Source organism: Pseudomonas sp. 09C 129 (assembly GCF_002843625.1).
GTDB classification, from domain to species: Bacteria; Pseudomonadota; Gammaproteobacteria; order Pseudomonadales; family Pseudomonadaceae; genus Aquipseudomonas; species Aquipseudomonas chlororaphis.
The window spans coordinates 6,184,812-6,210,469 of sequence record NZ_CP025261.1 but is presented as its reverse complement, the minus strand read 5'-3'; the positions used below and the strand labels follow the sequence as shown (position 1 = coordinate 6,210,469).

25 protein-coding genes and 2 tRNA genes are annotated in these 25,658 nt (G+C 63.0%); 3 read left to right on the top strand and 24 right to left on the bottom strand.

The annotated features are described in order from the left end of the window. Nucleotides 1–7 precede the first annotated feature (7 nt). Nucleotides 8–499 carry a PhzA/PhzB family protein gene (locus CXQ81_RS27660; protein WP_007923191.1) on the bottom strand — a complete coding sequence of 164 codons (492 nt, stop codon included), beginning with the start codon at nt 497–499 and terminating at the stop codon, nt 8–10. Between the two features lie 27 nt (nt 500–526). After that, the gene (locus CXQ81_RS27655; protein WP_101339097.1) at nt 527–1,018 is read right to left on the bottom strand and encodes a PhzA/PhzB family protein; all 492 of its coding nucleotides are present in this window, start codon (nt 1,016–1,018) and stop codon (nt 527–529) included. A gap of 429 nt (nt 1,019–1,447) precedes the next feature. Between CXQ81_RS27655 and CXQ81_RS27650 the strand changes: the two genes are divergently transcribed. After that, nucleotides 1,448–2,173, top strand: a complete 726-nt coding sequence (locus CXQ81_RS27650) for an autoinducer binding domain-containing protein (protein WP_101339096.1) — start codon at nt 1,448–1,450, stop codon at nt 2,171–2,173. 30 nt (nt 2,174–2,203) lie between these two features. Here CXQ81_RS27650 and CXQ81_RS27645 read toward each other — a convergent pair whose 3' ends face one another. Both CXQ81_RS27645 and CXQ81_RS27640 read right to left on the bottom strand, forming a co-directional pair. Continuing rightward, a complete protein-coding gene (locus CXQ81_RS27645) occupies nt 2,204–2,794 on the bottom strand; it encodes an acyl-homoserine-lactone synthase (RefSeq protein WP_007923204.1) in 591 nt (196 codons plus the stop codon). 362 nt (nt 2,795–3,156) lie between these two features. Further along, nucleotides 3,157–3,233, bottom strand: a tRNA-Met gene (locus CXQ81_RS27640). Nucleotides 3,234–3,580: 347 nt separating this feature from the next. Here CXQ81_RS27640 and CXQ81_RS27635 point away from each other — a divergent pair. Beyond that, complete coding sequence (locus tag CXQ81_RS27635; protein WP_101339095.1) at nt 3,581–4,798, top strand: MFS transporter; 1,218 nt, start codon at nt 3,581–3,583, stop codon at nt 4,796–4,798. A gap of 130 nt (nt 4,799–4,928) precedes the next feature. Next, a complete protein-coding gene (locus CXQ81_RS27625; RefSeq protein WP_101339094.1) occupies nt 4,929–5,645 on the top strand; it encodes an MOSC domain-containing protein in 717 nt (238 codons plus the stop codon). A gap of 13 nt (nt 5,646–5,658) precedes the next feature. Here the strand turns inward: CXQ81_RS27625 and gspM are convergent, their stop codons facing one another. The 20 genes from gspM to CXQ81_RS27525 form a co-directional block, all read right to left on the bottom strand. Continuing rightward, the gene (gene gspM / locus CXQ81_RS27620) at nt 5,659–6,129 is read right to left on the bottom strand and encodes a type II secretion system protein GspM (RefSeq protein WP_101339093.1); all 471 of its coding nucleotides are present in this window, start codon (nt 6,127–6,129) and stop codon (nt 5,659–5,661) included. 3 nt (nt 6,130–6,132) lie between these two features. After that, nucleotides 6,133–7,215: a type II secretion system protein GspL gene (gspL, locus tag CXQ81_RS27615; protein ID WP_101339092.1), complete on the bottom strand. Its 1,083-nt coding sequence runs from the start codon at nt 7,213–7,215 to the stop codon at nt 6,133–6,135. Nucleotides 7,216–7,220: 5 nt separating this feature from the next. Next, nucleotides 7,221–8,093, bottom strand: a complete 873-nt coding sequence (gene gspK / locus CXQ81_RS27610) for a type II secretion system minor pseudopilin GspK (RefSeq protein ID WP_101339091.1) — start codon at nt 8,091–8,093, stop codon at nt 7,221–7,223. Further along, nucleotides 8,086–8,688 carry a type II secretion system minor pseudopilin GspJ gene (gene gspJ / locus CXQ81_RS27605; RefSeq protein ID WP_101339090.1) on the bottom strand — a complete coding sequence of 201 codons (603 nt, stop codon included), beginning with the start codon at nt 8,686–8,688 and terminating at the stop codon, nt 8,086–8,088. Before gspJ ends, gspK begins: the two co-directional genes overlap by 8 nt. Further along, nucleotides 8,685–9,059, bottom strand: a complete 375-nt coding sequence (gene gspI / locus CXQ81_RS27600; RefSeq protein ID WP_101339089.1) for a type II secretion system minor pseudopilin GspI — start codon at nt 9,057–9,059, stop codon at nt 8,685–8,687. The genes gspJ and gspI overlap by 4 nt, the downstream gene beginning before the upstream one ends. Next, a complete protein-coding gene (gspH, locus tag CXQ81_RS27595; protein WP_101339088.1) occupies nt 9,043–9,525 on the bottom strand; it encodes a type II secretion system minor pseudopilin GspH in 483 nt (160 codons plus the stop codon). The genes gspI and gspH overlap by 17 nt, the downstream gene beginning before the upstream one ends. A 1-nt stretch (nt 9,526) precedes the next feature. After that, complete coding sequence (gene gspG, locus CXQ81_RS27590) at nt 9,527–9,961, bottom strand: type II secretion system major pseudopilin GspG (RefSeq protein ID WP_009045575.1); 435 nt, start codon at nt 9,959–9,961, stop codon at nt 9,527–9,529. A 12-nt stretch (nt 9,962–9,973) separates the two neighbouring features. Then, complete coding sequence (gene gspF / locus CXQ81_RS27585) at nt 9,974–11,188, bottom strand: type II secretion system inner membrane protein GspF (RefSeq protein WP_101339087.1); 1,215 nt, start codon at nt 11,186–11,188, stop codon at nt 9,974–9,976. Between the two features lie 2 nt (nt 11,189–11,190). Then, on the bottom strand, nt 11,191–12,675 hold the full coding sequence (gene gspE / locus CXQ81_RS27580; protein WP_101339086.1) for a type II secretion system ATPase GspE: 1,485 nt from the start codon (nt 12,673–12,675) through the stop codon (nt 11,191–11,193). Continuing rightward, complete coding sequence (gspD, locus tag CXQ81_RS27575) at nt 12,672–14,573, bottom strand: type II secretion system secretin GspD (RefSeq protein ID WP_101339085.1); 1,902 nt, start codon at nt 14,571–14,573, stop codon at nt 12,672–12,674. Before gspD ends, gspE begins: the two co-directional genes overlap by 4 nt. Continuing rightward, nucleotides 14,570–15,121 (bottom strand): type II secretion system protein N, encoded by a 552-nt coding sequence (locus CXQ81_RS27570; RefSeq protein ID WP_101339084.1) that lies wholly within the window; start codon nt 15,119–15,121, stop codon nt 14,570–14,572. Before CXQ81_RS27570 ends, gspD begins: the two co-directional genes overlap by 4 nt. Then, complete coding sequence (locus tag CXQ81_RS27565) at nt 15,118–15,639, bottom strand: cytochrome b (RefSeq protein WP_101339083.1); 522 nt, start codon at nt 15,637–15,639, stop codon at nt 15,118–15,120. Before CXQ81_RS27565 ends, CXQ81_RS27570 begins: the two co-directional genes overlap by 4 nt. A gap of 63 nt (nt 15,640–15,702) precedes the next feature. After that, nucleotides 15,703–17,196 (bottom strand): N-acetylglucosamine-binding protein GbpA, encoded by a 1,494-nt coding sequence (gene gbpA / locus CXQ81_RS27560; RefSeq protein ID WP_101339082.1) that lies wholly within the window; start codon nt 17,194–17,196, stop codon nt 15,703–15,705. 253 nt (nt 17,197–17,449) lie between these two features. After that, nucleotides 17,450–21,043 (bottom strand): ATP-binding protein, encoded by a 3,594-nt coding sequence (locus CXQ81_RS27555; protein WP_101339081.1) that lies wholly within the window; start codon nt 21,041–21,043, stop codon nt 17,450–17,452. A 4-nt stretch (nt 21,044–21,047) separates the two neighbouring features. Beyond that, nucleotides 21,048–21,674, bottom strand: coding sequence for a response regulator (locus CXQ81_RS27550; RefSeq protein ID WP_101339080.1), 627 nt, complete (start codon nt 21,672–21,674; stop codon nt 21,048–21,050). Nucleotides 21,675–21,969: 295 nt separating this feature from the next. After that, nucleotides 21,970–23,070, bottom strand: coding sequence for a redox-regulated ATPase YchF (gene ychF, locus CXQ81_RS27545; protein WP_007928338.1), 1,101 nt, complete (start codon nt 23,068–23,070; stop codon nt 21,970–21,972). A gap of 22 nt (nt 23,071–23,092) precedes the next feature. Beyond that, complete coding sequence (pth, locus tag CXQ81_RS27540) at nt 23,093–23,677, bottom strand: aminoacyl-tRNA hydrolase (RefSeq protein ID WP_007928340.1); 585 nt, start codon at nt 23,675–23,677, stop codon at nt 23,093–23,095. A gap of 168 nt (nt 23,678–23,845) precedes the next feature. Further along, entirely contained in the window at nt 23,846–24,445 is a 600-nt protein-coding gene (locus CXQ81_RS27535; protein ID WP_007928342.1) for a 50S ribosomal protein L25/general stress protein Ctc, read from the bottom strand. 140 nt (nt 24,446–24,585) lie between these two features. Beyond that, entirely contained in the window at nt 24,586–25,527 is a 942-nt protein-coding gene (locus CXQ81_RS27530; RefSeq protein ID WP_003171603.1) for a ribose-phosphate pyrophosphokinase, read from the bottom strand. A 48-nt stretch (nt 25,528–25,575) separates the two neighbouring features. Continuing rightward, nucleotides 25,576–25,650: transfer RNA gene (locus CXQ81_RS27525), tRNA-Gln, on the bottom strand. Nucleotides 25,651–25,658 lie beyond the last annotated feature (8 nt).

Here is a 25,658-nt window from a genome sequence, read left to right as displayed (position 1 = left end):
ACGAGGATTAAGTTGGAATGCCTTCACGTTTGATTTGCGGTACTGGAATACCCAGGGCGCGCAGTTGTTGAAAGACGTTCATGAATTCGCGATTGCGTTTTACTTTGCCGTCTTCCAGCTCGAAGGAGTGCAGGAAGTGGTTCTCGTAATAGCCTTCCGGATAGCCGGGAAAGAGGATCTTGCCGTGGCCATCACACTCGACCCAGATATGGTTAGGGTCATCGGTTTCAAATACTTTGACGTTGTACCACTCCCAGTCCGGGAAGCACTTGAGTGACCAAACAGCATGTTCGGCCAACTTGGCCTTGCCACTGATTACAATCGGCGCGCCGGTATCGGTGGTCCATAAGCCGCCTGAACCATCTTCGGTAAATAGTTCATGGCGGCGCAGGCGGTCTTGGCCTTTGGTGCGCATATATTGCTCGACCGTGGCGCGGTTCTTGCGGCGAAGTTCAGTGATGTCGCTAGCGGTTAGTTGTTGCGCTGCGCTATTGGGCATGCTCAGTCTCCAATGAATAAGGGGGGGTTATGAGGCGGGGATACCTTCACGCTTGATTTTTGGAACGGGGATGCCCAAGGCGCGAAGTTGTTGGAAGGGGTTCATGAATTCACGGTTCTGCGTGATCTTGCCGTCGTCCAGTTCGAAAGAATGGATGTAATGATTTTCGCAATAACCTTCGGGGTAACCGGGAACCAGGGTCTTGCCGCGACCGTCGCTTTCCACCCAGAAGTGGTTGGGGTTATCGGTTTCAAACACCCGGACGTTGTGCCATTGCCAGTCCGGAAAGCACTTCTCCAGCCATACGCCGAGGGCAGCCAGCTTCGTGTGGCCTTTAAACACAAGGGGTTCACCGGTTTCGGTGTTCCAGGAACCGCCACTGCCGTCCTGAGTGAACAGTTCATGACGACGCAGGCGATCTTTGCCGTTAGTGCGCATGTACTGTTCGACCGTGGCGCGATTTTTTTGGCGAAGTTCAAGGTGATCATTAAAGCCGCTAGGGGAAAGCGAAGCAGGCATGGGCAGCATCCTCCTTAGTTGGGGTTGTGTTTTTGAAAGTAAATATTTAGTTAATTGGCGCGGGTGAATGTTTACAGTTTTTAACTATTGTTCCTTCGTGGCCGTGCCGAGCGGGTGTTGTTTATACACCTGCATTTCTTGGGGGTGGAACTACCAGATCTTGTAGTGATGTAGGGCATGAACGGGCAGACTGCAGTCCGCCGGATGAACTGTTGCATTATTATGAAGAGGCAGGTTCATTCGTCGGCTGAGAGGCGGTAATGGCTTACTAGCATCGTCAGGATGCAATGTTCTATTTGGTTAGTTGTATTAGATGCAATAAATCTAGTGCTAGTGCGAAGCAGCCTATGACTGTGTGGTTTTGCTTGTTGACAGAGGGTCAGGTTGGTCTAGGCTAACGGCCTGTTTTCAACTTTGGTGGTGCTCAGAATGGAATTAGGGCAGCAGTTGGGATGGGATACGTACTTTTATAGTATCTTTGCGCGAACCATGGACATGCAGGAGTTTACAGCTGTCGCGTTGAGGGCCTTGCGCGAACTACGGTTTGATTTTTTTGCCTACGGCATGTGCAGCGTGACTCCGTTCATGCGGCCCAGGACTTATATGTATGGCAATTATCCCCAGGACTGGGTGCAGCGATATCAGGCGGCTAACTACGCGGTGATCGATCCCACGGTGAAGCACAGCAAAGTCTCGTCGTCCCCCATTTTGTGGAGCAATGAGTTGTTCCGGGGGTGCCCGGATCTGTGGTCCGAAGCCAACGACTCGAATTTACGCCACGGCCTGGCACAACCCTCGTTCAACACCCAGGGGAGGGTTGGGGTGTTAAGCCTGGCGCGCAAGGATAATCCCATCAGTCTTCAGGAGTTTGAGGCGTTGAAGGTGGTGACCAAGGCGTTTGCCGCAGCGGTCCACGACAAGATTTCCGAGCTGGAGAGCGACGTGCGTGTCTTCAATACGGATGTGGAGTTCAGTGGGCGGGAATGTGATGTGCTGCGCTGGACGGCCGACGGCAAGACCTCGGAGGAAATCGGCGTGATCATGGGGGTGTGCACCGATACGGTGAATTACCACCACCGCAACATCCAGCGCAAGATCGGCGCCAGTAACCGCGTGCAGGCAGTCTCTTACGCCGTCGCGATGGGCTATATCTGAGGGTCTTCAAGAAGGACGACTCGGCCTGTATCAAGCGGTCTCTCTCAATAATGTGTCGGACATGAAGGCTGACGGTGCGACTGCGCTGCGGTGATGCTCGCGGTGGGCCGAGAGTTTGATGGCGAGGATTTTTTCATTCTGATGCACCGTGACCGGGCCCAGTCGTTCGTAGTGGACGCCGTTGATTTTGTAATAGCGCTCCATGGTGCTGTTGACGATCCCGACGATGGCATCTGCGCCCGCCAGGCTGGCCGTCTTGAGGCTTCTCCAGAACAACGGCATCGCCAGTTGCGGTTCGCGGGTGGTGAAGCGAGTCATTTCCCAGATGGCTGGATGCTTGGGCGGCGCCCCGGCGCAGGTATGGCCGAACACTCCTTCAAGCAGGTTGGGGAACGTGGTGGGAATCAGGCGGGCGCAGCCAACGATGGCGCGGTCTTCATTGAACGCCAGGAGGTAGCGGGCGTGCTCGGTGTCGTATTGATCCCATTCGCAACCTGCCTGGCTCGGATGGGCCGGCAGCCGCCATCCGAGTTTCTCGACGAATTGTTCGTGCCGAAAGCGGCCGAGCATGAGTTTCAGCTCGTCGCTCATTTCGTTCAGTGTGTGCTCTTCCATGTGCATTACTGAAGTTTTCCTTAGGGATGAAGGGAGTGCAGTTTTATAGAGGACTTGTACCGGCTTGGCACCTGCAAGATCTGGTAGGGGCATCGGTGGCATCGAGGTGAAGCCATTCGCTGGGGACTGTGCCGAAGCGGGCGGCGACAACAGTGGCGTTGATCCGGCCGTCGGCATTGAAGGCGGCAGTCTGGCCCAGGGAGTCGTAGAGAATGGCTGGTGCGCTCATGGGGCAGGGGGGTGCGGCGTTTTGGGCTTGCATCCCCCTCAGTTCAATTATTTGGCGAGGATAGGAGATACATGGAGGGAAGGTGGAGAGATAGCCAGAAACAACAAAGCCCGCACAAGGCGGGCTTTGTTGAGGTACTTGGTGGCTACACAGGGACTTGAACCCCGGACCCCAGCATTATGAATGCTATGCTCTAACCAACTGAGCTATGTAGCCAAGTGGCGCGCATTATTCGCGTAGAACGGTAAGGCGTCAAGCGCTTTTTATAAAAAAATTATCTACGCTATCAACCGTTTATCCAATTCCCTCCTGTAGCCGTCAGCGCATCCTGCGATTGCACGCGCAACGCGCCGTGAACCCTGGTCCGCGTTTTAGTCGCTACACCGTATTGGCTGGTTTGCGTCGGCCGTGCCGCTGAACGCAGGCTTCGATGTTTTGTCGTGCTGCGCATCAAGCAAAATATTCAAGTCGTTAGCAAGCTAAGGGGATAGCCGCGGCGCACCGAAAAATGGCACATTGGCCACCCCTGCAACTGCGCATCCATCTGCTGTACGGAAACTCTCATGGCTATCAGCAATGTTCAGTCCGCCTCCGTGGCGACTCCCGCGCCTTCACACAGCAGCCCCCTGGTGCTGCGCATCATTGGCGCGGTGGCGCTGGCGCATTTGATCAACGACCTGATCCAGGCGGTGCTGCCGGCGATCTACCCGATGCTCAAGGCCAGCTACGGCCTGACCTTCACCCAGGTCGGCCTGATTACCCTGACCTTCCAGCTCACGGCCTCGCTGCTGCAGCCGTGGGTCGGCTATTACACCGACCGCCACCCCAAGCCGTACCTGTTGCCGGTGGGCATGGTCTGCACCCTGATCGGCATTCTGATGATGTCCCAGGTCGGCAGCTTTGCCTTGATCCTGCTGGCGGCGGGGCTGATCGGCGTCGGCTCCTCGACCTTCCACCCGGAAGCCTCGCGGGTGGCGCGGCTGGCCTCCGGCGGGCGTTATGGCCTGGCGCAATCGAGCTTCCAGGTCGGCGGCAATGCCGGCACGGCCTTTGGCCCGCTGCTGGCGGCGGCCATCATCATTCCCTTCGGCCAGGGCAATGTGGCCTGGTTCGGCCTGTTGGCGGTGTTCGCCGTGGCGCTGCTCTACGCCATCAGCCGCTGGTACGCCAACCACCTCAAGCTGTTCAAGCTCAAGCAGGGGCAGGCGGCGACCCACGGCCTGTCCAGGGGGCGGGTGCTCAGCGCCCTGGTGGTGCTGGGGCTGCTGGTGTTCTCCAAGTATTTCTACATGGCCAGCCTGACCAGCTACTTCACCTTCTACCTGATCGAGAAGTTCGACCTGTCGGTGGCCAGCTCGCAACTGCACCTGTTCCTGTTCCTCGGCGCGGTGGCGGCCGGGACCTTCTTCGGCGGGCCGATCGGCGACAAGATCGGGCGCAAGGCGGTGATCTGGTTCTCGATCCTCGGCGTGGCGCCGTTCACCCTGCTGCTGCCCCATGTCGACCTGTTCTGGACCAGCGTGCTCAGCGTGGTGATCGGCTTCATCCTGGCGTCGGCGTTCTCGGCCATCGTGGTCTACGCCCAGGAGTTGGTGCCGGGCAACGTCGGCATGATCGCCGGGGTGTTCTTCGGCCTGATGTTCGGCTTCGGCGGGATCGGCGCGGCGCTGCTGGGCCACTTGGCGGACATCCACGGCATCGAGTACGTGTACTTCCTGTGCTCGTTCCTGCCGCTGTTCGGCCTGCTGGCGATCTTCCTGCCGCGGACCCGAAAAGCCTGAGTGCATGCCTTGAACGAAAGGGCCCGGGACGTGCCGAGCTTGGGCCTGGCCGAAGAGTCGCTGGCAGCTGCCGACAGTGAGTTGATCTGCCGGGAACATCCGTTCGCCGCTGAAACCATGGAGTAAGGTCATGACCCCTGAGCGTATAACCCTCGATGCCCTGTTGACTGGCCGCGCCGTGGCCTATAGCCGCCCGGGGTCCATGAGCGCGATTGCCAAGACCCCGCGCACCGGCAGCCTGCAGGTCGGTCCCCTGGGCCTGCTGGACGACGAGCAGGGTGACTTGCGGGTGCATGGCGGCACCGAGAAAGCCATTCATCACTATCCCCGCGAGCATTACGCCGCCTGGGCCGCCGAGCTGGGGCCACACGCGTTGCTGGAGCAGCCGGGCGCCTTTGGCGAGAACTTCAGCAGCCACGGCTGGACCGAGCAGAACGTCTGCCTGGGCGACCGGGTCCGGGTCGGCAGCGTGTTGCTGGAGGTGTCCCAGGGACGCATGCCGTGCTGGAAACTCAATGACCGCTTTGCCGTGAAAGACATGTCGCTGCGGGTCCAGCAGAGTGGGCGCACCGGCTGGTATTACCGGGTGCTGGAGGCGGGCAGCCTGAGCGCCGGGGACGTGTTGCAGCAGGTCGAGCGCCCGTTCGAGCAGTGGCCGCTGTCGCGCTTGAGCGCGGTGCTGTTTTCCCGCGAGGTGGTGCTGGAGGAGATTCGTCTGTGCCTGGAGTTGCCGCTGGTGCCTTCGTGGCGCCGCACCCTGGAGCGTCGGGTCGAGCAGGCGGCGGTCGAGGATTGGGGCCCGCGCCTGCTGGGCACTGCGCGGGTCGATGAGGAGTCGGCCCGCTGAGCGGCGGGCGCGATCAGCTAGCCTCCAGGGTCAGGCGGGCCTGGACCAGGGCCTGAGGGTCGACCTCCAACTGCAGCGACACCAGGTTGACACCCTGGTTTTCCACGTCGTCCAGCCAGGTCAGCAGGTCTTGCAGCGCGCCGCCCAGGCTGAGATTGAGGCGTCCGGACTCTTCGCTGTCCATGCGTTCGATGCTCAGGTTGGCCGCGGCCGTGCTGGCGGTGATCAGGCCGGCCAGGGTCCGACCGTTGGCCTGCGGGCCGCGGGCCTGGGTGGACGAAGGGAGTTTGAGCAGATCGGTTTGCAACTGCAGGGCCTCCTGGAACTGCTGTTCAGCCTGGCGCAGGGCCTGGCGCTGAGGACTCCAGAGCAGGGTCCAGAACAGCGTCACGGCCAGAAACAGGCTGAGCAGCTTCAGGGCCAGGCGGTCGCGGGGCGGTAGCTGCTGCCAGCGGTTCGAGTAACGATTGAAAAGGGTGGTCATGGGTTAGTCCGTGATTTTCAGGCGGGCGCTGACCCCGTCGGGAGCGAGCACGGCCGAGTCGGCCTGCACATTCGCGCCCTGCTGCGCGAGGGCTTCGCGCAGACGTTCGAGGGTGGAGAAATCCGGCGCGTTGACTTGCAGGGTCCAGCCTTGCGCCTGTTGGTAGTCCAGCCGGCGGATTCGCGTATCGCCGTCATCGCTGCCGGTCCATTGGCTGGCCAGGCTGTCGAGCCGGCGCGCCAGGCTTTGCTGGGGCTGGCCGGCCTGCTGGGCACGGGCCTGGACCTGGCGGGCGAGGTCGATCACCCGGGGCTCGTCGGGGAAGCGCTGGCGCCAGAGTTCCAGGCTGGCCTCGGTCACCTCGGCGGCCTTGTGTTGCAGCAACCAGCGATGATCCACGTCCTGGGCCACTTGAGCGCCGCAGGCGATGACCAGGATTGCCAGCAACGCCCGCCATGGCGTGCGCGACGGGCTGCGCGGGGCGAAGGCTCCCTGGCGCAGATCGATGGCCTGCGCGCTACCCCGGGCCAACAGCGGCCAGGGCGCTTCCTCGCTGCGTTGCAGGTTGTCGGGTAGCAGCGGGGCCAGCTCTTCGAGGGCCCGGTCGTCGAGCGCCAGGCGTTGCTGGCAGGCCCCGCCGATCAGCCAGCGGTCGTGGCAACGCAGGGCCAGGGCCTGGCTGTCCGGCAGGCAGTCGGCATCGACATGAATGCGCTCGGCCGTCAGGCCATGACTGGCCAGGCGTTCCAGCAGTTGCTCCAGCCACTGCCGTTGCAGGGCGAACAGGCGACAGTGCCGCCGCGCCTGCAACGGCCCACGGGCCAGGTGCAATTGCTCGGGGTCGTCCAGCAGCCGTTCTTCCAGCACCGAATGGATGGCTTGCTGCAACCAGCGGCCGCTGCGCGGTGGTACGTCGAAGCGGTGATGGCTGGCGATTTCCGCCGGCAGCAGCAGGGTCAGGCGCTGGCCGGCCAGCACCGCCGCCTGTTGCAGCGTGCCGTGCACCGGCTCGCCGTCGGTTTGCCACCAGGTGACGGGCGAGTCGTCGTCCAGGGTCACGGTGGTGAGGTAAAGCCAGGCTTGCATGGGGTTTACTCCGGAAAACGGGAAGGGGCGGCGAGGGTGCGCTGCAGTACGCTGACCTGACCGTCCTGCTCGATGCGCAGGCGGCTGATCAGGCGCAATTGGCGGTCGCCCAGTTCGACATCCAGCACCGCCTGGAAATAGCGGCTGCTGACATCGAGCCCCTGGCTGTTGATCTCGTGCTGTTTCAGCACGGGGGCGTCGAGAAACTCCTGCACCGTCTTGTAGCCATCGGCGGGACGCGCCTGCACCAGGGCGGTGGCCTGGGCCAGGTCGAGCTTGCCCAGGCTGGCCAGTTGTTCGGCCGGGGCGGTGTTGAGGTTCAGCGCCCCCGGCGTGGTTCTGACCCAGGGTCGCAGGCGTTCCATGACCGCTGTGTCGACGCCTTCCAGGCGCATCAGCTCACTGCTGTCGTTCCAGGCCAGCGGCTTGCCGTCGAAACCACGGACCGGCGGCAGGCGCCTGGGGTCGTGGGGCGGCAGGCCGAGCACTTGCAGCAGGCGTTGATAGCGCAGGCGACTGATGCGGTCGTTGGGCGTGCGCAGGGTGCCGAGGTTGAAACGCGCGCCGAGGTCTTGCAGCTGGATGCGGATACGCCCGCTGTCGATGTCGAAGGTCGGCGTGCTGTGGGCCCAGCGTTGGCCCAGGTGTACGCGCTTGGGTTCCGGCTCGTCGCGCCAGTCGTCGCGCAGTTGGCCGCGGGCCCAGGCTTCGCCACTGAGCGCCAGTTGCCACAGTTGTTGCTGCAACAGCTGGTTGGAACTGCCGATCAGGCTCAGGCGCTGGCGAGCCAGCATGTCACTGACGATCAGGGTCGCCAGGGAGGTGATCAACAGCACGCTGATCAGCGCGATGCCCCGTTGTCTACAGGCCCTAACCATGGTCCAGCCCCTTGAAGCCCGGCAGCAGGATTACCCGCCGCAGGCCGGGATAACCGGGGGCGTCGAGTTCCAGCTCGATGGCCTGGGGCAGGCTCAATGGCGCCTGGCCGACGGGCCAGTTGGAATGGGCCTGACCCTGGTCGTCGATGTAGCGCAGGCGTTCGAGGCGGACGCCATCGAGCAGCAGTTGTTGCGCGGCAGTGCCGGACAGGTCGGGACCGTCCACCGGGCTGCGGTACTCGCGCAGCCATTGGCTGTCGCTCCAGCGATAGGTGACCAGCAGCAGGTCGTTGCGCGCCTGTTGCAAGGGATTGCTCCAGCCGCCGCGTACCAGCTGGATGCGCCCCGGTTCGCCGATCAGGGCCTGGCGCGCCGAACTGCCATTGACCGGATAGGCGATGGCCTGGGTCAGGTCACGTTCGAAGATACCCACCGCGCGTTGCAGGCGCCGCAGTTGCAGTTCGTGCTGATGAATCCGCTGGTCGGTGTGCATCATGCGTTCGAGCAACTGATAGCAGGCCAGGCCGAGCAGGCTGAACAGGGCCATGGCGATCAGCACTTCGAGCAGGGTGAAACCCTGTTGCCGGCGTTTCATGGGCGGGCCTCCAGGTAACCGGCCAGGCGCGCGCGCTGCCGGGGCATGGGGGCGTCGGTGGAGACTTCGAGCACGATCTTCAGCAGACGCGGGTCGGGCGCCGCGGCGGTTTCGCTGGTCAGCAGCCAGTCGCGCCCGGCGAGGCGGACCGGTTCCTGGCGCTGGCTCTGGGCCTGGCGCATGCCGGCGCGCAGTTCGTTCAGGCGGTTGTCCGCCAGCCATTGCGCCAGGGTCCGTTCGCTGAGGCCGCCGTTGTTGCCGATCAGGTGTTCGGTGGCGCTGTAGAGCGACAGCGACAGCACGGCGAAGATGGCCAGGGCGACCATCACTTCCAGCAGGGTGAAGCCCGCCTGTTTATTGCACCGGGGCAAGACGCACCTCCTCGACACCGTCGCTGGACAGCGACAGCAGCGGTTGCTGGCGGTACTCCAGCTGCAGGCTGAAGGGCGAGATCTGGTCGTTGGCCAGCACCCAGAGTTGCGGCTCCTTGCCCTGGCCCAGGCGTTGGCTCTGGCCTGGTGGCTCCTGCAGGTTCAGGCGCAGTTCGCCGGGCAGCCGGTGTTCCTTGAAGCGTTTGTCGGCCTGCCACTGGCCGCCGCGGTCGAGGCTCAGCACTGTGTAGTGGTCCGGCGCCAGGCGCAACCCGTGATTGAGGTTGTTCAACACCGTGTCTTCGCGCAGCAAGCCAATGAGGTTTTGCAGGCGCTCGGCCTCGCGCCGGGCCTTCTGCCCGCCCGAGTCGCTCTGGACCAGCCCGACCATGCTGGCCAGCAAGCCGATGATCACCATGACCACCAGCAGCTCCAGCAGGGTGAAACCCGCCATTGGCTTGCGCACCTCAAGGCTCCCAGTTGCCGATGTCGGCGTTGGTCCCGTCGCCGCCGTTGCGGCCGTCGGCACCGAAGGAATACAGGTCGTAGGCCGAGCCTTCGCGACCCGGGGCGAGGAACTGATAAGGGTTGCCCCAGGGGTCCTTGGGCAGGCGCTTGAGGTAGCCGTCGGGGTTCCAGTTGAGGGCCGCCGGCATGCCCGCCGGTTTCTTCACCAGGGCTTCCAGGCCCTGCTGGGTCGACGGGTAGTGATGGTTGTCGAGCTTGTAGATTTCCAGGGCGGTGGCCACGGCCTTGATGTCGCTGCGGGCGGCGGTGACCTTGGCCTGGTCCGGACGGCTCATGATCTGCGGGACCACCAGGGCGGCCAGGACACCGAGAATCACCACGACCACCATGATCTCGATCAGGGTGAAGCCGCGTTGGCGGGAAGGGTTGCGCATGTTGTGTGCTCTTCAGGTGATGAGTTGGTTGAGGTTGAGAATGGGCATCAGGATCGCCAGGACGATCACCAGCACGCTGGCGCCCATGAACACCAGCATCGCCGGCTCGAACAGCCCGACCAGCATGGCGATGCCGTTGGACAGCTGGGTCTGCTGCTGGTGGGCGGCGCGTTCGAGCATGCTGTCCAGTTCCCCCGAGCGTTCGCCGCTGGCGATCATGTACAGCATCATCGGCGGGAAATCGCCGCTCTGTTCCAGGGCTCGGGTCAGCCCGCTACCTTCGCGTACGGCACGCGCCACGTCTTTCATACGAGTACGAATCTGCTGGTTGGCGACCACTTCGCCGGAAATCTCCAGAGCATCAACAAGTGGCACGCCACTGCGTCCGAGAATCGCCAGGGTGCTGACAAAACGGGTGCTGTTGCTGGTCTGGATGACCCGCCCGATCACCGGCAAGCGCAGCTGGGCCTGATGCCAGCGCATGGCCAGGGCGGGCTTGCGCAGGGCCACGCGCAGGCCGACGGCGAGGCTGCCGAGCATCAGCAGCAGGAGCAGGCCGTAGTCCCGGGCGAAGTCGCTGGTGGCGATCAGGCCGCGGGTCAGCACCGGGAGTTGCTGGCCGCTGTCGATGAACACCTTGACCACATCCGGCACCACGAAACTGAGCAGGAAACCGACGATGCCGAAGGCCGCCAGCAGCAGGATGCTCGGGTACAGCATGGCCAGTTGCAGCTGCTGGCGGGCGGCATGCCGGGCCTCGGTATAGTCGGCCAGCTGCATCAGCACCTGGGCCAGGTGGCCGGCGCGTTCGCCGGCGGCCACCGTGGCCCGGTACATCGAGGCGAAGGCGCGCGGGTATTCGCCCATGGCTCGGGCCAGGTCATGGCCTTCCAGCACCCGTGCGCGGATCGCCAGCATCATGCTTTGCTGCGCGCGCTTGCTGCATTGCGCGGCGACGGCGGCCAGCACTTCTTCCAGGGGCAGAGCGGCCTGGACCAGGGTCGCCAGCTGGCGGGTGAGCAAGGCCAGTTGCGCCGGGCTGAGGCGTTGGCTGCTGGTCAGCGTGGCGCCGGAGCGGTCCTGTTGCCCGCGGGCCGGCTTGACCTGCAGGGCGATCAGGTTGCGTTCGCGCAGCAGCTGGCGGACCTGCCGGGCGCTGTCGGCTTCCTGCACGCCGCGGGTCTTGCGCCCGGCGTTGCACATGGCGAGGTATTCGTAGGCGGCCACGATCAGTGCTCCCGGGTTACGCGTAGCAGTTCTTCGACGCTGGTGACGCCTTGCAGCACCTTGTCCCGGCCGTCGGCGAACAGGCTGTGGGCATGCTGGCGCGCGTAGTGGGTCAAGGCGGTCTCGCCAGCCCCTTCGTGGATCAACTGGCGCAGCGGTTCGTCGAACAGCACCAGTTCATAGATGCCCTGGCGGCCGCGATAGCCGCTGTGCTGGCAGGCCGGGCAGCCGACCGGGTGGTAGAGCACCGGTGTCTGTTGCGGGTCGAGGTGCAACTGGCGGCAGGCCGCGGCGTCGGCCGGCGCGGCGCTCTTGCAATCGCCGCAGAGCACCCGCACCAGGCGCTGGGCGACCACGCCGAGCAGCGAGGTGCACAGCAGGAAGGGCTCGATGCCCATGTCCAGCAGGCGGGTGACGGCGCCGATGGCGCTGTTGGTGTGCAGGGTGGACAGCACCAGGTGGCCGGTGAGGGAGGCTTGCACGGCGATGTCGGCGGTTTCCCGGTCACGGATCTCGCCGACCATCACCACGTCCGGGTCCTGGCGCAGAATGGCGCGCAGGCCACGGGCGAAGGTCATGTCGACCTTGGTGTTGACCTGGGTCTGGCCGATGCCGGCCAGGTGGTATTCCACCGGGTCTTCGATGGTCAGGATGTTGCGCGTCTGGTTGTTCAGGCTGCTGAGCCCGGCATACAGCGTGGTGGTCTTGCCGGAGCCGGTAGGGCCGGTGACCAGCAGGATGCCGTGTGGGCGCCGCAGGGCGTCTTCCAGCTTGTCGCGGATCGCCTCGGCCATGCCCAGCCGCCCCAGGTTCAGGCGCCCGGCCTGTTTGTCGAGCAGGCGCATGACCACCCGCTCGCCGTAGGCCGAAGGCAGGGTGGAGACCCGCACGTCCACTTCATGGCCGCCGATGCGCAGGGCGATGCGGCCGTCCTGGGGGATGCGTTTCTCGGCGATGTCGAGCTTGGACATGACCTTGATCCGCGACACCAGCAGGCCCGCCAGTTCACGGCGCGGGCGCAGCACTTCGCGCAGCAGGCCGTCGACCCGCAGGCGCACGGACAGGTGCTGCTCGAAGGTTTCCAGGTGGATATCCGAAGCCTTGACCTTCACCGCTTCGCCGAGGATCGCATTGATCAGGCGAATGATCGGCGCGTCGTCTTCCTGCTCCAGCAGGTCGGTGATCTGCGGCAGTTGCTCGGCCAGGCTGGCCAGGTCGTCCTGGCCGGCGATCTGGTCGCCCAGGCCCTCGGCCATTTGCATGGCGTCGTCGCGTCCATCGCGATAGTGCTCGGCCAGCAGTTCGGCGAAACCCTCGGCGTCGAGTATCCGGTGGCCCAGCAGCGGGCCATGGCAGCGGCGGATCTCGGCGAGGATTTCCACCGGCGTATCGGCCCGGCAGTAAAGCCGCAGGCCGCTCTCCAGGGGCTCCAGCAGGACCCCATGGCGCTTGGCGAAACCAAAGGGCAGGCGCGCGACCGGGTTCATCGGCGTGGCTCTCTGGCGCGCATGTCGATGGTCCCATCCTGCGGGGCGGCATCGAACAGTTGGCGTGAATCGGCGGGCAGGGCCAGGCCGCTGCGGCTGTCACCGTTGGCGCGCAGCTTGCGCAGGTCGTTGTACTTGCGCTGGCTGACGTTGACGGCATCGGCGCTGCCGCGCACCAGGGTCGGCCGCAGGAAGACCATCAGGTTGGTCTTTTCGGTGACGTCCTTGGTGCTGGTGAACAGCCGGCCGAGCAGGGGAATGCTGCCCAGCACCGGCACCTTGCTGACCTGGGTCTTGACGTTGTCCTTGATCAGGCCGCCGAGCACGATGATCTGCCCGTCGTCGGCGAGGATGGTGCTTTTCACCGAGCGCTTGTTGGTGATCACGTCGCTGGTGGTGATGCCGGGCGGGGCGCTGGCCAGTTCCGAGCTTTCCTGCTCGACCTTCAGGCGCAGGGTGTTGCCCTCGTTGATGTGCGGCGTCACCTTGAGGGTCACGCCGACGTCCTGGCGTTCCACGGTGGTGAAGGGGTTGCTGGCGCCGGCGGTGTCGGTGGTGTACGAGCCGGTCTGGAACGGCACGTTCTGGCCGACGAGGATTTCCGCCGCTTCGTTGTCCAGGGTCAGCAGGCTCGGGGTGGACAGCAGGTTGTTCTTCGAGTCGCTGGACAGGGCGGTGACCAGCGCGCCGAAATTGCTGGTGCCGATGCCGATGATGGCGCCGTCCGGCAGGGTGATGTTCTTGTCCTTGCCCGAGCTCAGCAACGTACCGATCGACAGGCCGGTGCCGCTGAAGTTGGTGCCGCCGGCGACGTTGCCGGCGCGCGCCGCCCATTGCACGCCGAGGGCTTCGTTGATGTCGCCGCTGACTTCGACGATGGCCGCTTCCACCAGCACCTGGGCCCGTGGCTGGTCCAGCTGGGTGATGACTTTGTCGAGCATGCTCAGTTGCGCCGGGTCGGCCATCAGCACCAGGGCGTTCTGGCTTTCGTCGGCGCTCACCAGGATCGAGTTGCCGCTGCCCTTGCCTTCGCCGCCACCGCGATTGCCGTCTTCCAGGCGCTTGCCGATGCCGTCGAGCAGCTTCGAGAGTTTTTTCGCATCGCTGTGGTGCAGGCGCACCACCCGCGCGCTGTCATTGGCATTGCTCGGCACGTCGATGGCCTTGACCAGATCGGCCATGCGCTGGCGGGCCTGGGCGGAGCCCGCGAGGATCACCCGGTTGCTGCGGGCGTCGCCCACGGCCTTGGCGTCGCTGGGGCCGTTGCCCGTCTGGCTGATGCTTTCGTTCAGGGTCCGGGCCACATCGCTGGCCCAGGCATGCTTGAGCGCCACGGTGCTGAACGAGCGATTGCCGGCCTGGTCCAGTTCGCTGACCACCTGGCGGATGCGTTCGACATTGCTGGCGCTGTCGGAAACCACCAGGGCATTGGAGCTGGCCGAGGGCGCGACATAGGCGTCGTCGCTCACCAGTGGGCGGACCACCCCGGAGATTTCCGCGGCGTTGGCGTTGCGCAGGTCCAGGACCCGGGTCACGAACTCATCGCCCGATTGCTCGCTGGATTTGGTCTTGGCTTCCACCGCCGGCACGATCAGCACCCGGTCGCCCTGGTCCAGGGCGACGAAACCCTGGCTGCGCAGCACGCTGAGGAACAGCGAGTAGATACCGTCCTTGTCCAGCGCACTGGACGATTGCACGCTGACCTTGCCTTGCAGCCGGGCATCGACCACCAGGGTCTTGCCGGTGATTTCACCGACTTCGCTGGCCAGGTCGCGCAGTTCGGCGTCCTTCATGTTCAGCGTCCACAGGCGCTGGGTGGTGAGGGCCGCGGTACTGGGCAGGGCGCTCAAAAGAAGGCCGAGGCTGAGCACGGCGCCTGCAATCTTGGACAGTTTCATGGTGTGTTCTCTATCGCTCGCAGAAGGGCCGTGGCTTTTCGGTCGGCGACCTCCGGTGGGGTTGTCTGGGGGCTGAGCAGGCGCAGTTGGCGCCCGGGTAGCAGCAGGTTCTGTTCACGGCCGTTGCGCAGCACCACCACCTGATCGGCGCTGACACTCTTGAGCAGCGTGCCGTCGGGCAGGCGTTCGCCCGGGGAGTAGAAGGCCCGGCTGTCGGCGTACTGGATCAGGGCCCTGGATTGTTCGGGCTGGCTGCCCAGCAGGCTGGCGAGCAGGACCAGCGGCAGGCTGGCCTGCGCGCTGTCGAATTCGACCGGCACGGCGCCGAACACCCTGGCGATGTTGCGATCGTCCAGGGGCGCGGGCAGCCGCTGTTCGGCGCTGGCGCTCGGTACCGCGCTCGGCACCGGCTGGCCCGCCACGACTTGCCGGTAGGTCCAGCTGTCGAGGCCGAGCCAGGTCAGCCAGAGACCCAGGGCGACCAGGCTTACGGGCAGTAGATAGCGCTGGCCGGCGCCGCGCGGGCGCCATGAGAGCAGCGTTTTCATGGGCGTTTGGGCAGCATGCGTCTGAGCACGCCCTGCCCGCGCCATTGGTGGAGGATCACCGCGGCGATATGGCCGGCTACCAGCAGGGCCAGGGCCATGCAGCTGTAGTGGTGAAGCTCTTCGAAAAAGGTGATGGCCGCCGGGGCCTGCAAGGGTTGCGGGAGCTGCAGGCCGAACAGGTCGATCGGGCGCGACATCATCAGCACGCCGCTGAATAGCACGGTACCGAGGGTGACCAGCAGGGCGCCATGCCCGGCATGCACCAGCTTGCGCTCAGCCGCGCTCTGATGGGCGGGCGCCGCCGGAGCGGGATGACGCACCAGGTAGAACAGCCGCAGGACGAACAGCGGCACCAGCAGGGTGGTCAGCGAGACATTGATAAAGGCGATCGCCTGTTGGACCGAGCTTGGCGGCTGCAACAGGGCGCTGGCATAGCCGCTGATCGTGGCCCACAGCACAACGGCGGCGAACAGCCAGTGCAGCAGCCTGCGCGGTCTTGAGTAGTGAGGGTGATTCATGTCGATTCCCAAGGTCCGCAACGCGGTGCCGAGGCACCACGCTGCGGTTGGTCAGGTTATGGATTACTTGCGAATCCAGGCGTCCTTCCAGTTGCTGCCCACGCCAGGCTCGAACTGAGTGGCGCCAGCGTTCCACTGGATGCAGTAGCCGCTGTAAGGGAACGGCTTGCATTCATAGACGTTGCCGTCCTTGGCCAGGACCTTGGTGCCGGCCTTGTAGCCGGTCAGGCCTTTGGGGAAGACGAAGTCGTAATCACCGCCGCCGCCCACTTCCTCGGCTTTGAGGGTGATGCGCTGGCTTTGTTGCAGCTGCTCGCCTTTCTCCGGCTTGGCCACGACCACCACGTCGTACTCACCTTCGCTGACATTACGCAGCGGGATGGAGAAGTGCGGGGTGTTGTTGCCAGGCTCGGCTTGTACATGAGCAATGCTTTCGTTCTTGCCGTTGAAGACCGTCGAGCTGATGGTGTACTTGCCGCCCTGGGCAATGGCGTTGAAGTGCAGGTCGGTGGCGTTGTCCTTCAAGGTGTACTCGGCCTGCAGGCCGGAAAGTTTCAGCTCGCCAGGAATGCTCGGCTGCTCTTTCTGGATTTCCACACGCACCACGTCGCTGTTGTTCTTGGCGTACATGGTGTTCTTGCCGTAGTTGGGAACGACTTCGTTGTTGGCGTTGAGCTCGCCCATCACATAGCCGGCATTGGCCTTGTTGACCTTTTCCGCCAACAGGAACGGCCAGGTGTTGGCCTGGGCCTGCTCGGCGGTTTCGATGTTCAGGCGGGTCTGGCGGTTCTGCTGTTCACCGGCATTGGTGAACACGCGAGTGCTGACCTTGTCGCCGACACGCAGTTGTTCAGGCTGTACCGCGCCGAGGATTTTCCAGTCGGGAATCGGCGCGCCATCGTTGTCGATGTTGACGTCGATGGCCTGGTAGAAGGTGGCGGCGGTGTCGGCGATTTTCCAGGTCGCCAGGATCACGTGGTAACCGCTGCGGTCAGCAGGAATGTTGACCTTGTGCTTGGTCTTGCCACCGGCCGGCGGACGCACGCCACCGGCGTTTTCATTGAGCAGCGGGGTCATCTCGAAGGAGTCGCGGGTCAGCGGCTGGTTCGGGTTCCAGTCTTTCTTGGTGATGTAGAACTGGTAGTAGGCGCTGGCGTGACCGGCGGAGTAGTGCCAGGTGAATTCATTCATGCCCGGCTTGATCGTGGTTTTCTGCCAGCGGGTCGCCGTCTGCTCGTTGAGCTGCGAGAAGCTGGTGATGCCGCCCGCCGGGATGGTGCCGTTCGCCGGACCGCATTGGGTGAAGTCGCCCGAGCAGTAATCCTTGGGGTAGTGATGCTGGACCGATGGCGAGTACTCGACACTCTGCGGTTCGTAAGTGACGGGGCCGCAATCGCGGTTGAGGTTGCCGCCGGTGGCGGAGCACATGAAGGCACGGGACTTCGGACTTTCGACATAACCGTGGGCGAAGGCTTGCTGGCTGGCCAGTGAAGCCAGGCCGAGGGTGATGGCCAACGGAAGCTTGCGCATGGCGCTGGCGCGGGTGTTATGAAGCATCGAATCACCTTGAATTAGGGATGTGAAAGAGTCTTTTTTGAGTTCTTCGATGCCGGCCGCCCAATGAGTCGACCTGGAATGTTCCTGGTCCGCGGCGCCCGGCTTCGAAGGGGGCCTAGGATGCCGAGCGGGGCTTTTGCCTTGTATGAGACGAGTACGAAACGGCGAGCCAGGGAATGGAACAAAATGTTTCAGGAGGGCAGCCTGGGGTTACCCAGGGCCGGAATTGTTGCTCAGGGCTGTCCGGGATGGGTCAGGCGTGGTGTTCGATATCGCGCAGCATGCGTTCGATGACCGACAGCACCGCGTGGCGTTGCGCCTCCAGGGCCTGCTCGCCTTCATGAGTCGCACGTTGCAGGTCGAGGCAGGCCCGCATCAACGCCGGCGAATCGACCGTGCAGGCCAGGCCGCTGACCCGGTGGACCCACTGTTCGAGGAAATCCGGTGTGTCGGGCAGCGGGGCGCTCAGCAGCTCGCGCTCCTGTTCCAGGTTCCGGCGCAGCTCCTGGAGCAAGCGCTCCTTGAGCTGCGGATCGTTCTGGAAACCCTCCAGGTAGGACAGGTCGAACGTCGCGGCAGCCTCCTCGTCAGGCGCTGGGGCGAGGGGCGGCGTGAGGGGGGCGTTGAGAGATGAACTGGATAGCCCGGGCGCTTTCAGCTTGCCGAGTATTTCCCGCAGACGCTCGAGGACGATGGGCTTGATCATCAGGTCATCCATGCCGGCCGCCTGGCAACGCTGCTTTTCGTCTGCCAGGGCGCGGGCGGTGTAGCCGATGATCGGGATCCTGGGTAGCCCGCGCGCCTGTTCTGCGGCACGGACATTGCGGGCCAGGGCGTAGCCGTCCATGTGCGGCATGTTGCAATCGGTGACCAGCACATCGAAGTGGCCCTGCTCCCAGGCTTGCAACGCCGCCTTGCCATTGCTGACGTAGGTCCCGCGATGGCCGAGCCTGAGCAGTTGCTGTTCGAGCACCAGGCCGTTGGTGGAAACGTCGTCGACGATCAGTACATTCAACCCGGCCACCGCCGTAGCGCCTTGAAGGGCATGCTGCGGCTCGTCCTCGTCCGGTTGCCAGGGCAGGGTCAGTTCGAAGCTGACCCGGCAACCCTGGCCCGCTGCACTGGCGAGGCGGATGCTGCCGCCCATGAGTTCGACCAGCTGTTTGCAGATGCTCAGGCCCAGGCCGGAGCCGCCGTGCAGGTGGGCGATCTCGGCGTGGGCTTGTTGGTAAGGCGCGAAAATCTGCGGCTGCTGATCCTCGGCGATGCCGATGCCGGTGTCGCTGACATGGAACATCAGGCGGCTTTGCCGAGGCCCCGAGTCCAGCTCCTGGACCGACAGTTCGACCCAGCCCTGGTTCGTGAACTTCAAGGCGTTGGACAACAGGTTGTGAAGGATCTGCGTCAGGCGCAGGGCGTCCACCTGGTAGCGCCGCTCGGGGGGCAGGCGGTGTCGCAGCTTCAGCTCCAGGTGTTTTTCCCGGGCCTGCGCGGCGAACAGCTCAAGGCAGTTGGCCAATAGTTGATCGAGGTCGGTGGGGCCGGGCACCAGCTCCATCTGGCCAGTCTCGACCTTGTCCAGATCGAGAATATTGCCGATCAGGTCGATCATCGATTGCGCCGACTGCTGGGCGATGCTGAGGTTTTGCGAAGGGGTGGACGCGCCGCTGGTTTCCAGCTCCAGCAGGCCGACCATGGCGTTCAGCGGGGTGCGCAGCTCATGGCTCATGGTCGCGAGGAACTGGCTTTTCGCCGCGCTGGCGTCGATTGCCTGCTGCTGGGCTTCGAGCAGCTTGTGTTCCAGGTGCTTGCGCACGCTGATGTCGATCCAGCCGCCCAGCAGGCCCTGCTGCTTGCCGAGGGCGGTGTAGAAGGGCACCAGCCATTGGTAGATATGATGGGCCTGGCCATCGACCTCGATCACGCTGTCGAGGAATTGCGACTGGCGGTTATCCAGCAGCCGTTGGTGCTGCTCCTCCAGATCCAGGGCCAGGGCGCGTGGGGCGATGCCTTGCTCTTGCGGCGTGGTGCCGCGCATCTCGTCCAGGGACCGGCCGAAGAACTGCTCATAAGCGTGGTTGCAGGTGCTCAGCCGCCCTTGCAAGTCACGCACGTAAAGCGGGATGGGCAAGCCGTTGAGCAAGGCGAACTGGAAGGCCAGTTGGTCCTTGAGCTGATTCTGCGCGACGCGCCGCTGGCGGATCTGAATCCGCAGGCGCCAGTTCCAGTAAAACGACAGCAGCACCAGCACCAGGACCAGCGCGGCGCTTTGCCAGACCCAGCTCGGCAGGTAGGCCCAGAGCGAACCCTTGGTGGCGGGGCGCGCCTGGATGCTGATGCGGTCCTGGTTGCCGTCCGAAGTTTTCAACGAATACAGGAGTTTGTTGAGAATGCTCAGGAGTTCGGGGTGCTTGGCCGATACGGCGAACACCAGGGGCTCGGCCTGGGCCTGGAACTGCTTGCCGGCCCGGAGCCGGGGATTGTCCAGCTGTTGGGCATCGGCTGCGCTGTTCAGCGTGGCGTCGACCATGCCCTGTTCGACCAGATGCAGGGACTGGGAGTAGTGGTCGGTGAGTACCAGTTCGATGCTCGGATAGCGGCTCTGGAGCAGAGGCTGCAGGGGATGTCCGGCGGCGATCGCCAGGCGCCTGCCCCCCAGGGCCGCCAGCGAGCTGGGGGAACTGGCGCCCTCGCGGGTAATGAAGGCCCAGTACTCGGTGCCGAAGCCATCGCTGAATAACAGGCTCTTTTGCCGGACCGGAATCGGTGCCAGCGATAGGGCGATTTGCGCCTCATCCCGTTCCAGGCGCTGGCGGTCGATGTCCGGGGACTGGCTGTCGATGATGTTCAGTTGCAGTTGATAGTCGTCGGCCAGGCTGCGCAGCACATTGAACGCCAGTCCGGCCCATTGGCCGTCGTCCTTGCGGTACAGGTAATTGGGGATTTCGTGGGCGATCAGGTTCAGCGAAGGAAGATGCTTGAGCCAGTTGTCTTCCGCGCTGTTGAGGGCGAAGGAGTCGGTCGGCGCGAACAGCCAGGGCGAGCGTTCCCAGTGCTGCAATATCTCCTGCTTGCGCTCCCGGGAAACCGTCTTCAGCGCGGCGTTGATCAGGGGCACCAGATTGTCCTCATGCCCGCGGGCGGCGAAGCTGAAACCCATGGCCGGCAGATTGGCGACGTACTTGTTCTGCAACTTGAGGTTGGCCAGGCTGCGCATGTAGAAATTGGTGCGCAGCTGATCGCCGATCAGGGCGTCGGCTTCGCCGTCGGACAGGCGCTGCAGGCCTTCGACAATGCTGTTGATCACGATCAGTTCAGCCTTGGGATAGGCCTTGCCGACTGTTTCAGCCTGCACGTAGTAGGCCGGAACCAGCACGCGTTTGCCCGCCAGGTCAGGGGACAGGTCCTTGTCGGCGATGCGTCCGACGATGATCGGCTCGTTGTCCAGGTAGGGCTTGCTGTAGACGAACCCTGGCTGTTTTCTTTCGTACTCGGTGGCGCGGGGCATCAGGTCGATGTCCCCAGCGATCAGGGCGGCGATGGCACTGTCCACCGAAGGGTAGGGCACCCGTTGAATCGGCAGTTCGAGAAACTGACTGATATGTTCCAGGTAGTCGTTGGTGATCTGGTTGAGCACATCGTTGCCACGAGGCTCGGGTTGCTCGTTGGAGGCGCTCACTTCGGCGACCCGTAGCGGGCGAGGGGGCAGCGTCTGACGCATGGCCATCAGCGTGGCCAGGGACAGCGGAGCAGGCTCAGGCTCGGCGGCGCCCAGGGACGCGACACTGGTCAGCAAGAGCATGATCCAGAGGATCAGGCGCGGCAGGCCGGCTGGAGGGTTCGGCATAGTCTCAGGCCAGCCCGACTTCCTGGATGTACAGGTAGAGGCTGGCATTGCTGTCCAGGCCCAGCTTGCGCATGGCACTGCTCTTCTGGCTGCTGATGGTCTGCTTGGAACGATTGAGGTGCGTGGCTATTTCATTGACCGACAGCCCGGCGCCGTAGAGGCGTAGCACCTCGACTTCGCGAGGGGACAGTTGTTCGACCTCGGCCAGAGGCTCCATGGGGTCGAACAGATGCCGGATGGACGGGGAGACGAAGGGTTTGGCCTGGCTGGCGCGAATGGCCTTTTGCAGGTCGCCTTGTACCCCGCGCTTGCTGATCAACCCCTGGACCCCCAGCTTGAGGATCGAGGCCAGCAGCGCCGGGTTGTTGAGCATGGTCACCACGATGACTGCGATCTCGGGGTAACGGCGGCGCAACTGTTCGATCAGGCGGATGCCGTCGGCCTGTTCGCTGTGGGGCATCATCAGATCGGTGACGACCAGATCGCAGGGCTGTTCGGCCAACAGCTGGAACAGCCCTTCGACATTCTGGGCCTCGCCGACGATCTGCAACGTGCTGTCGCCGCTGAGCGAGGCGCGGATGCCGATCAGTGTCAGCAGATGATCGTCGACGAGTATTACTTTCCTTTGCATCTGTGGTGGGTTCCTGTCCGTGCGTAGCGAGAGCATAGAGTTAAGCAGAACGCATGCAAGTATCTGACAGTGTCAGCGGTGCGCAGGGTACTCCTGTCGAGTGGCGCGATGAAGTGTCCACCGCTTCAGGCAAAACAGGCATTGGCCTGACAGCGGGCATGGGGCAGGGGATGTCCGTAAAACATTGGCAAATAGGAGGGAGTAAGGGGGGGCGTAACAGCCAGCAGGGCCAGGAGTCCCATCGGCGAGCCCGTGGCTTGGGTTTCAAGCCACGGGGCATTTCGCACAGGTCAGATCAGACGTTGAAGCGGAAGTGCATCACGTCGCCGTCCTTGACGATGTAGTCCTTGCCTTCCAGGCGCCATTTGCCGGCTTCCTTGGCACCGGCTTCACCCTTGAACTGGATGAAGTCGTTGTAGGCGATCACTTCGGCGCGGATGAAGCCTTTCTCGAAGTCGGTGTGGATCACCGCGGCGGCCTGCGGAGCGGTAGCGCCGACGCGGACGGTCCAGGCGCGCACTTCCTTGACGCCGGCGGTGAAGTAGGTCTGCAGGTGCAGCATCTCGTAGCCGGCGCGGATCACGCGGTTCAGGCCAGGTTCTTCGAGGCCCAGGGCTTCGAGGAACATGTCTTTCTCTTCGCCGTCTTCAAGTTCGGCGATTTCCGCTTCGATCTTATTGCAGACCGGCACCACCACGGCGCCTTCTTCTTCGGCGATGGCCTTGACCACGTCAAGGTGCGGGTTGTTTTCGAAACCGTCTTCAGCAACGTTGGCGATGTACATGACCGGCTTGGTGGTCAGCAGGTGGAAGCCTTTGATCACTGCTTTTTCGTCGGCGCTCATGTTCTTCATCAGGCTGCGCGCTGGCTTGCCTTCGGTGAAGTGCGCGATCAGTTGCTCGAGCAGGGCTTTCTGCGCCACGGCGTCCTTGTCACCGCCCTTGGCGTTGCGCGCAACTTTCTGCAGTTGCTTTTCGCAGCTGTCGAGGTCGGCGAAGATCAGTTCCAGGTCGATGATCTCGATGTCGCGTTTCGGGTCGACGCTGTTGGACACGTGGATCACGTTGTCGTCTTCGAAGCAGCGGACCACGTGGGCGATGGCATCGGTTTCGCGGATGTTGGCCAGGAACTTGTTACCCAGGCCTTCACCTTTCGAGGCGCCCGCCACCAGGCCGGCGATGTCGACGAACTCCATGGTGGTCGGCAGCACGCGCTCGGGCACCACGATGGCGGCCAGGGCGTCCAGACGCGGATCCGGCATCGGCACGATGCCGCTGTTCGGCTCGATGGTGCAGAAGGGGAAGTTCTCGGCCGCGATACCGGATTTGGTCAGGGCGTTGAACAGGGTGGACTTGCCGACGTTAGGCAGGCCGACGATGCCGCAGTTGAATCCCATGGTGTTTCCCCTCGGATAAGAGTCAGGCCTTCTGGCTGTGCAGGTTTTTCATCGCACGGTTCCATTCACCGGCGAAGATATCCGGCAGCACGCCGAGGGCAAAATCGATGCTGGCATCGAGCTTTTCCTGTTCGGCGCGCGGCGCACGACCCAGGACAAAGTTCGAGACCATGCTGGCGACGCCTGGGTGGCCGATGCCAAGCCGCAAGCGGTGAAAGGTATTCTGGTTGCCCAGTTGCGCGATGATGTCGCGCAACCCGTTGTGCCCGCCATGCCCGCCGCCCTGTTTGAGCTTGGCGACGCCGGGTGGCAGGTCGAGTTCGTCATGCGCCACCAGGATTTCTTCAGGCTTGATACGGAAGAAACCGGCCAATGCCGCCACGGCCTGGCCGCTGCGGTTCATGTAGGTGGTGGGTATCAGCAGACGAATGTCCTGACCCTGGTGCGAAAAGCGCCCGGTCAGGCCGAAATATTTGCGATCGGCCACAAGGCTGACGCCTTGTTTCTCGGCGATGCGCTCAACAAAAAGGGCCCCTGCGTTATGCCGGGTCTGTTCGTATTCGGCGCCTGGATTACCCAGGCCAACGATCAGTTTGATGGCAGTCACGATAGGGGCCCTTCCTTGGAGTTGTGGATAACATCGCCGCGACTGGAGTGTGCGGCGAAAGTGGACGACAAGTGCTCATTTACCATTATGTAAACTCCGCGTTCCCGCCCGCTTTCTCGCTACGTTCCAGTCCGCGATGTTTCCGGTAACTCCGGCAAGCAGAGTGAATTACTCTGCAGCGCCTTCTGCAGCTTCTGGAGCAACACGTGGAGCGTGAACGTTGGCAACAGCCAGGTCGTTACCGTGAGCCAGAGCAACGAACTCAACGCCTTTAGGAGCCTTGATGTTCGACAGGTGAACGATGGTGCCGATTTCAGCGTCGCCCAGGTCGACTTCGATGAACTCAGGCAGGTCTTTCGGCAGGCAGGACACTTCGATTTCAGCGATAACGTGCGAAATCTCGCCGCCTTTCTTGACCGGAGCAGCTTCGTTGATGAAGTGCACTGGAACGATAGCGGTCAGTTTCTGACCAGCAACAACGCGTACGAAGTCAGCGTGCATCACGTGGCCTTTGGCCGGGTGACGTTGCAGCGCCTTGATCACGACGTTTTGCTTGGTGCCGCCAACGTTCAGTTCGATAACGTGGCTGAAAGCCGCTTCGTTTTCGAGCAGTTTGGCAACTTCTTTGGCCAGCATGCTGATGGATTCAGGGGCTTTGTCACCACCGTAAACTACAGCTGGAACCAGGCTTGCGAGACGACGCAGGCGGCGGCTCGCACCTTTCCCCAGGTCGGAACGCAGTTCAGCATTCAGAGTAAAATCGTTCATGTTGTATCTCCAAAATAACCACACTCGCCCCAGCGTTTGCGACCAGCGCTAAAGGCGATATGGGCAAAAAAGCCCCGCCCCAACAGGAATGCTGGGGCGGGGCGCTTTTCGTCATCGAGATGTAAGGCTAGGGCAGGGCCCTAGCGGAACATCGCGCTGATCGATTCTTCGTTGCTGATACGGCGAACCGCTTCGGCAACAACCGGTGCGATATCCAGTTGACGGATACGCGCACAGGCTTGTGCTGCAGCGGACAGCGGGATGGTGTTGGTCACCACCAGCTCGTCCAGCACGGAATTTTCAATGTTCTCGATTGCTCGACCCGACAGCACAGGGTGTGTGCAGTAGGCAAAGACCTTGGCAGCGCCATGCTCTTTCAGGGCCTTGGCCGCGTGGCACAGGGTGCCGGCGGTATCGACCATGTCGTCAACCAGGATGCAGGTACGGCCTTCAACGTCACCGATGATATGCATCACTTCAGAGTGATTGGCTTTCTCGCGGCGCTTGTCGATGATCCCGAGATCCACGCCCAGGGATTTGGCCACGGCACGTGCACGCACGACGCCGCCAATGTCCGGGGAGACGATCATCAGGTTTTCGAAACGTTGGTCTTCGATGTCATCCACCAGAACCGGGGAGCCGTAGATGTTATCTACCGGAATATCGAAGAAGCCCTGAATCTGGTCAGCATGCAGATCAACCGTGAGAACACGGTCGATGCCGACTACGGTAAGCATGTCAGCCACGACTTTCGCGCTGATAGCCACACGTGCGGAACGCGGACGGCGATCCTGACGGGCATAACCAAAGTAAGGAATTACAGCAGTGATTCGAGTCGCTGAGGAGCGGCGGAAGGCATCAGCCATCACGACGAGTTCCATCAGGTTATCGTTGGTCGGAGCGCAAGTCGGCTGAATAATGAAGACGTCTTTACCGCGGACATTTTCATTGATCTCAGCGGTAATTTCGCCGTCGGAAAATTTACCGACAGAGATGTCACCGAGAGGGATATGCAGCTGACGTACGACACGCCGAGCCAGATCGGGGTTAGCGTTCCCCGTAAAGACCATCATCTTGGACACGCGCAGTACCTGAAGGCTGAGGGTATACCTGGATGAGTATAAGGAAAATGGCAGGGGCGGCTGGATTCGAACCAACGCATGGCAGGATCAAAACCTGCTGCCTTACCGCTTGGCGACGCCCCTGTATCTGT

What these genes read in the sequence shown, in the direction of transcription:
- CXQ81_RS27535 (WP_007928342.1), bottom strand. Translation starts at nt 24,445, where the DNA reads ATGAACGATTTTACTCTGAATGCTGAACTGCGTTCCGACCTGGGGAAA.
- CXQ81_RS27635 (WP_101339095.1), top strand. Translation starts at nt 3,581, where the DNA reads ATGGCTATCAGCAATGTTCAGTCCGCCTCCGTGGCGACTCCCGCGCCT.
- CXQ81_RS27660 (WP_007923191.1), bottom strand. Translation starts at nt 499, where the DNA reads ATGCCCAATAGCGCAGCGCAACAACTAACCGCTAGCGACATCACTGAA.
- CXQ81_RS27650 (WP_101339096.1), top strand. Translation starts at nt 1,448, where the DNA reads ATGGAATTAGGGCAGCAGTTGGGATGGGATACGTACTTTTATAGTATC.
- CXQ81_RS27555 (WP_101339081.1), bottom strand. Translation starts at nt 21,043, where the DNA reads ATGCCGAACCCTCCAGCCGGCCTGCCGCGCCTGATCCTCTGGATCATG.
- CXQ81_RS27565 (WP_101339083.1), bottom strand. Translation starts at nt 15,639, where the DNA reads ATGAATCACCCTCACTACTCAAGACCGCGCAGGCTGCTGCACTGGCTG.
- ychF (WP_007928338.1), bottom strand. Translation starts at nt 23,070, where the DNA reads ATGGGATTCAACTGCGGCATCGTCGGCCTGCCTAACGTCGGCAAGTCC.
- gspG (WP_009045575.1), bottom strand. Translation starts at nt 9,961, where the DNA reads ATGCGCAACCCTTCCCGCCAACGCGGCTTCACCCTGATCGAGATCATG.
- gspL (WP_101339092.1), bottom strand. Translation starts at nt 7,215, where the DNA reads ATGCAAGCCTGGCTTTACCTCACCACCGTGACCCTGGACGACGACTCG.
- CXQ81_RS27570 (WP_101339084.1), bottom strand. Translation starts at nt 15,121, where the DNA reads ATGAAAACGCTGCTCTCATGGCGCCCGCGCGGCGCCGGCCAGCGCTAT.
- gspD (WP_101339085.1), bottom strand. Translation starts at nt 14,573, where the DNA reads ATGAAACTGTCCAAGATTGCAGGCGCCGTGCTCAGCCTCGGCCTTCTT.
- gspE (WP_101339086.1), bottom strand. Translation starts at nt 12,675, where the DNA reads ATGAACCCGGTCGCGCGCCTGCCCTTTGGTTTCGCCAAGCGCCATGGG.
- gbpA (WP_101339082.1), bottom strand. Translation starts at nt 17,196, where the DNA reads ATGCTTCATAACACCCGCGCCAGCGCCATGCGCAAGCTTCCGTTGGCC.
- gspM (WP_101339093.1), bottom strand. Translation starts at nt 6,129, where the DNA reads ATGACCACCCTTTTCAATCGTTACTCGAACCGCTGGCAGCAGCTACCG.
- CXQ81_RS27550 (WP_101339080.1), bottom strand. Translation starts at nt 21,674, where the DNA reads ATGCAAAGGAAAGTAATACTCGTCGACGATCATCTGCTGACACTGATC.
- CXQ81_RS27625 (WP_101339094.1), top strand. Translation starts at nt 4,929, where the DNA reads ATGACCCCTGAGCGTATAACCCTCGATGCCCTGTTGACTGGCCGCGCC.
- CXQ81_RS27645 (WP_007923204.1), bottom strand. Translation starts at nt 2,794, where the DNA reads ATGCACATGGAAGAGCACACACTGAACGAAATGAGCGACGAGCTGAAA.
- CXQ81_RS27655 (WP_101339097.1), bottom strand. Translation starts at nt 1,018, where the DNA reads ATGCCTGCTTCGCTTTCCCCTAGCGGCTTTAATGATCACCTTGAACTT.
- gspJ (WP_101339090.1), bottom strand. Translation starts at nt 8,688, where the DNA reads ATGAAACGCCGGCAACAGGGTTTCACCCTGCTCGAAGTGCTGATCGCC.
- gspK (WP_101339091.1), bottom strand. Translation starts at nt 8,093, where the DNA reads ATGGTTAGGGCCTGTAGACAACGGGGCATCGCGCTGATCAGCGTGCTG.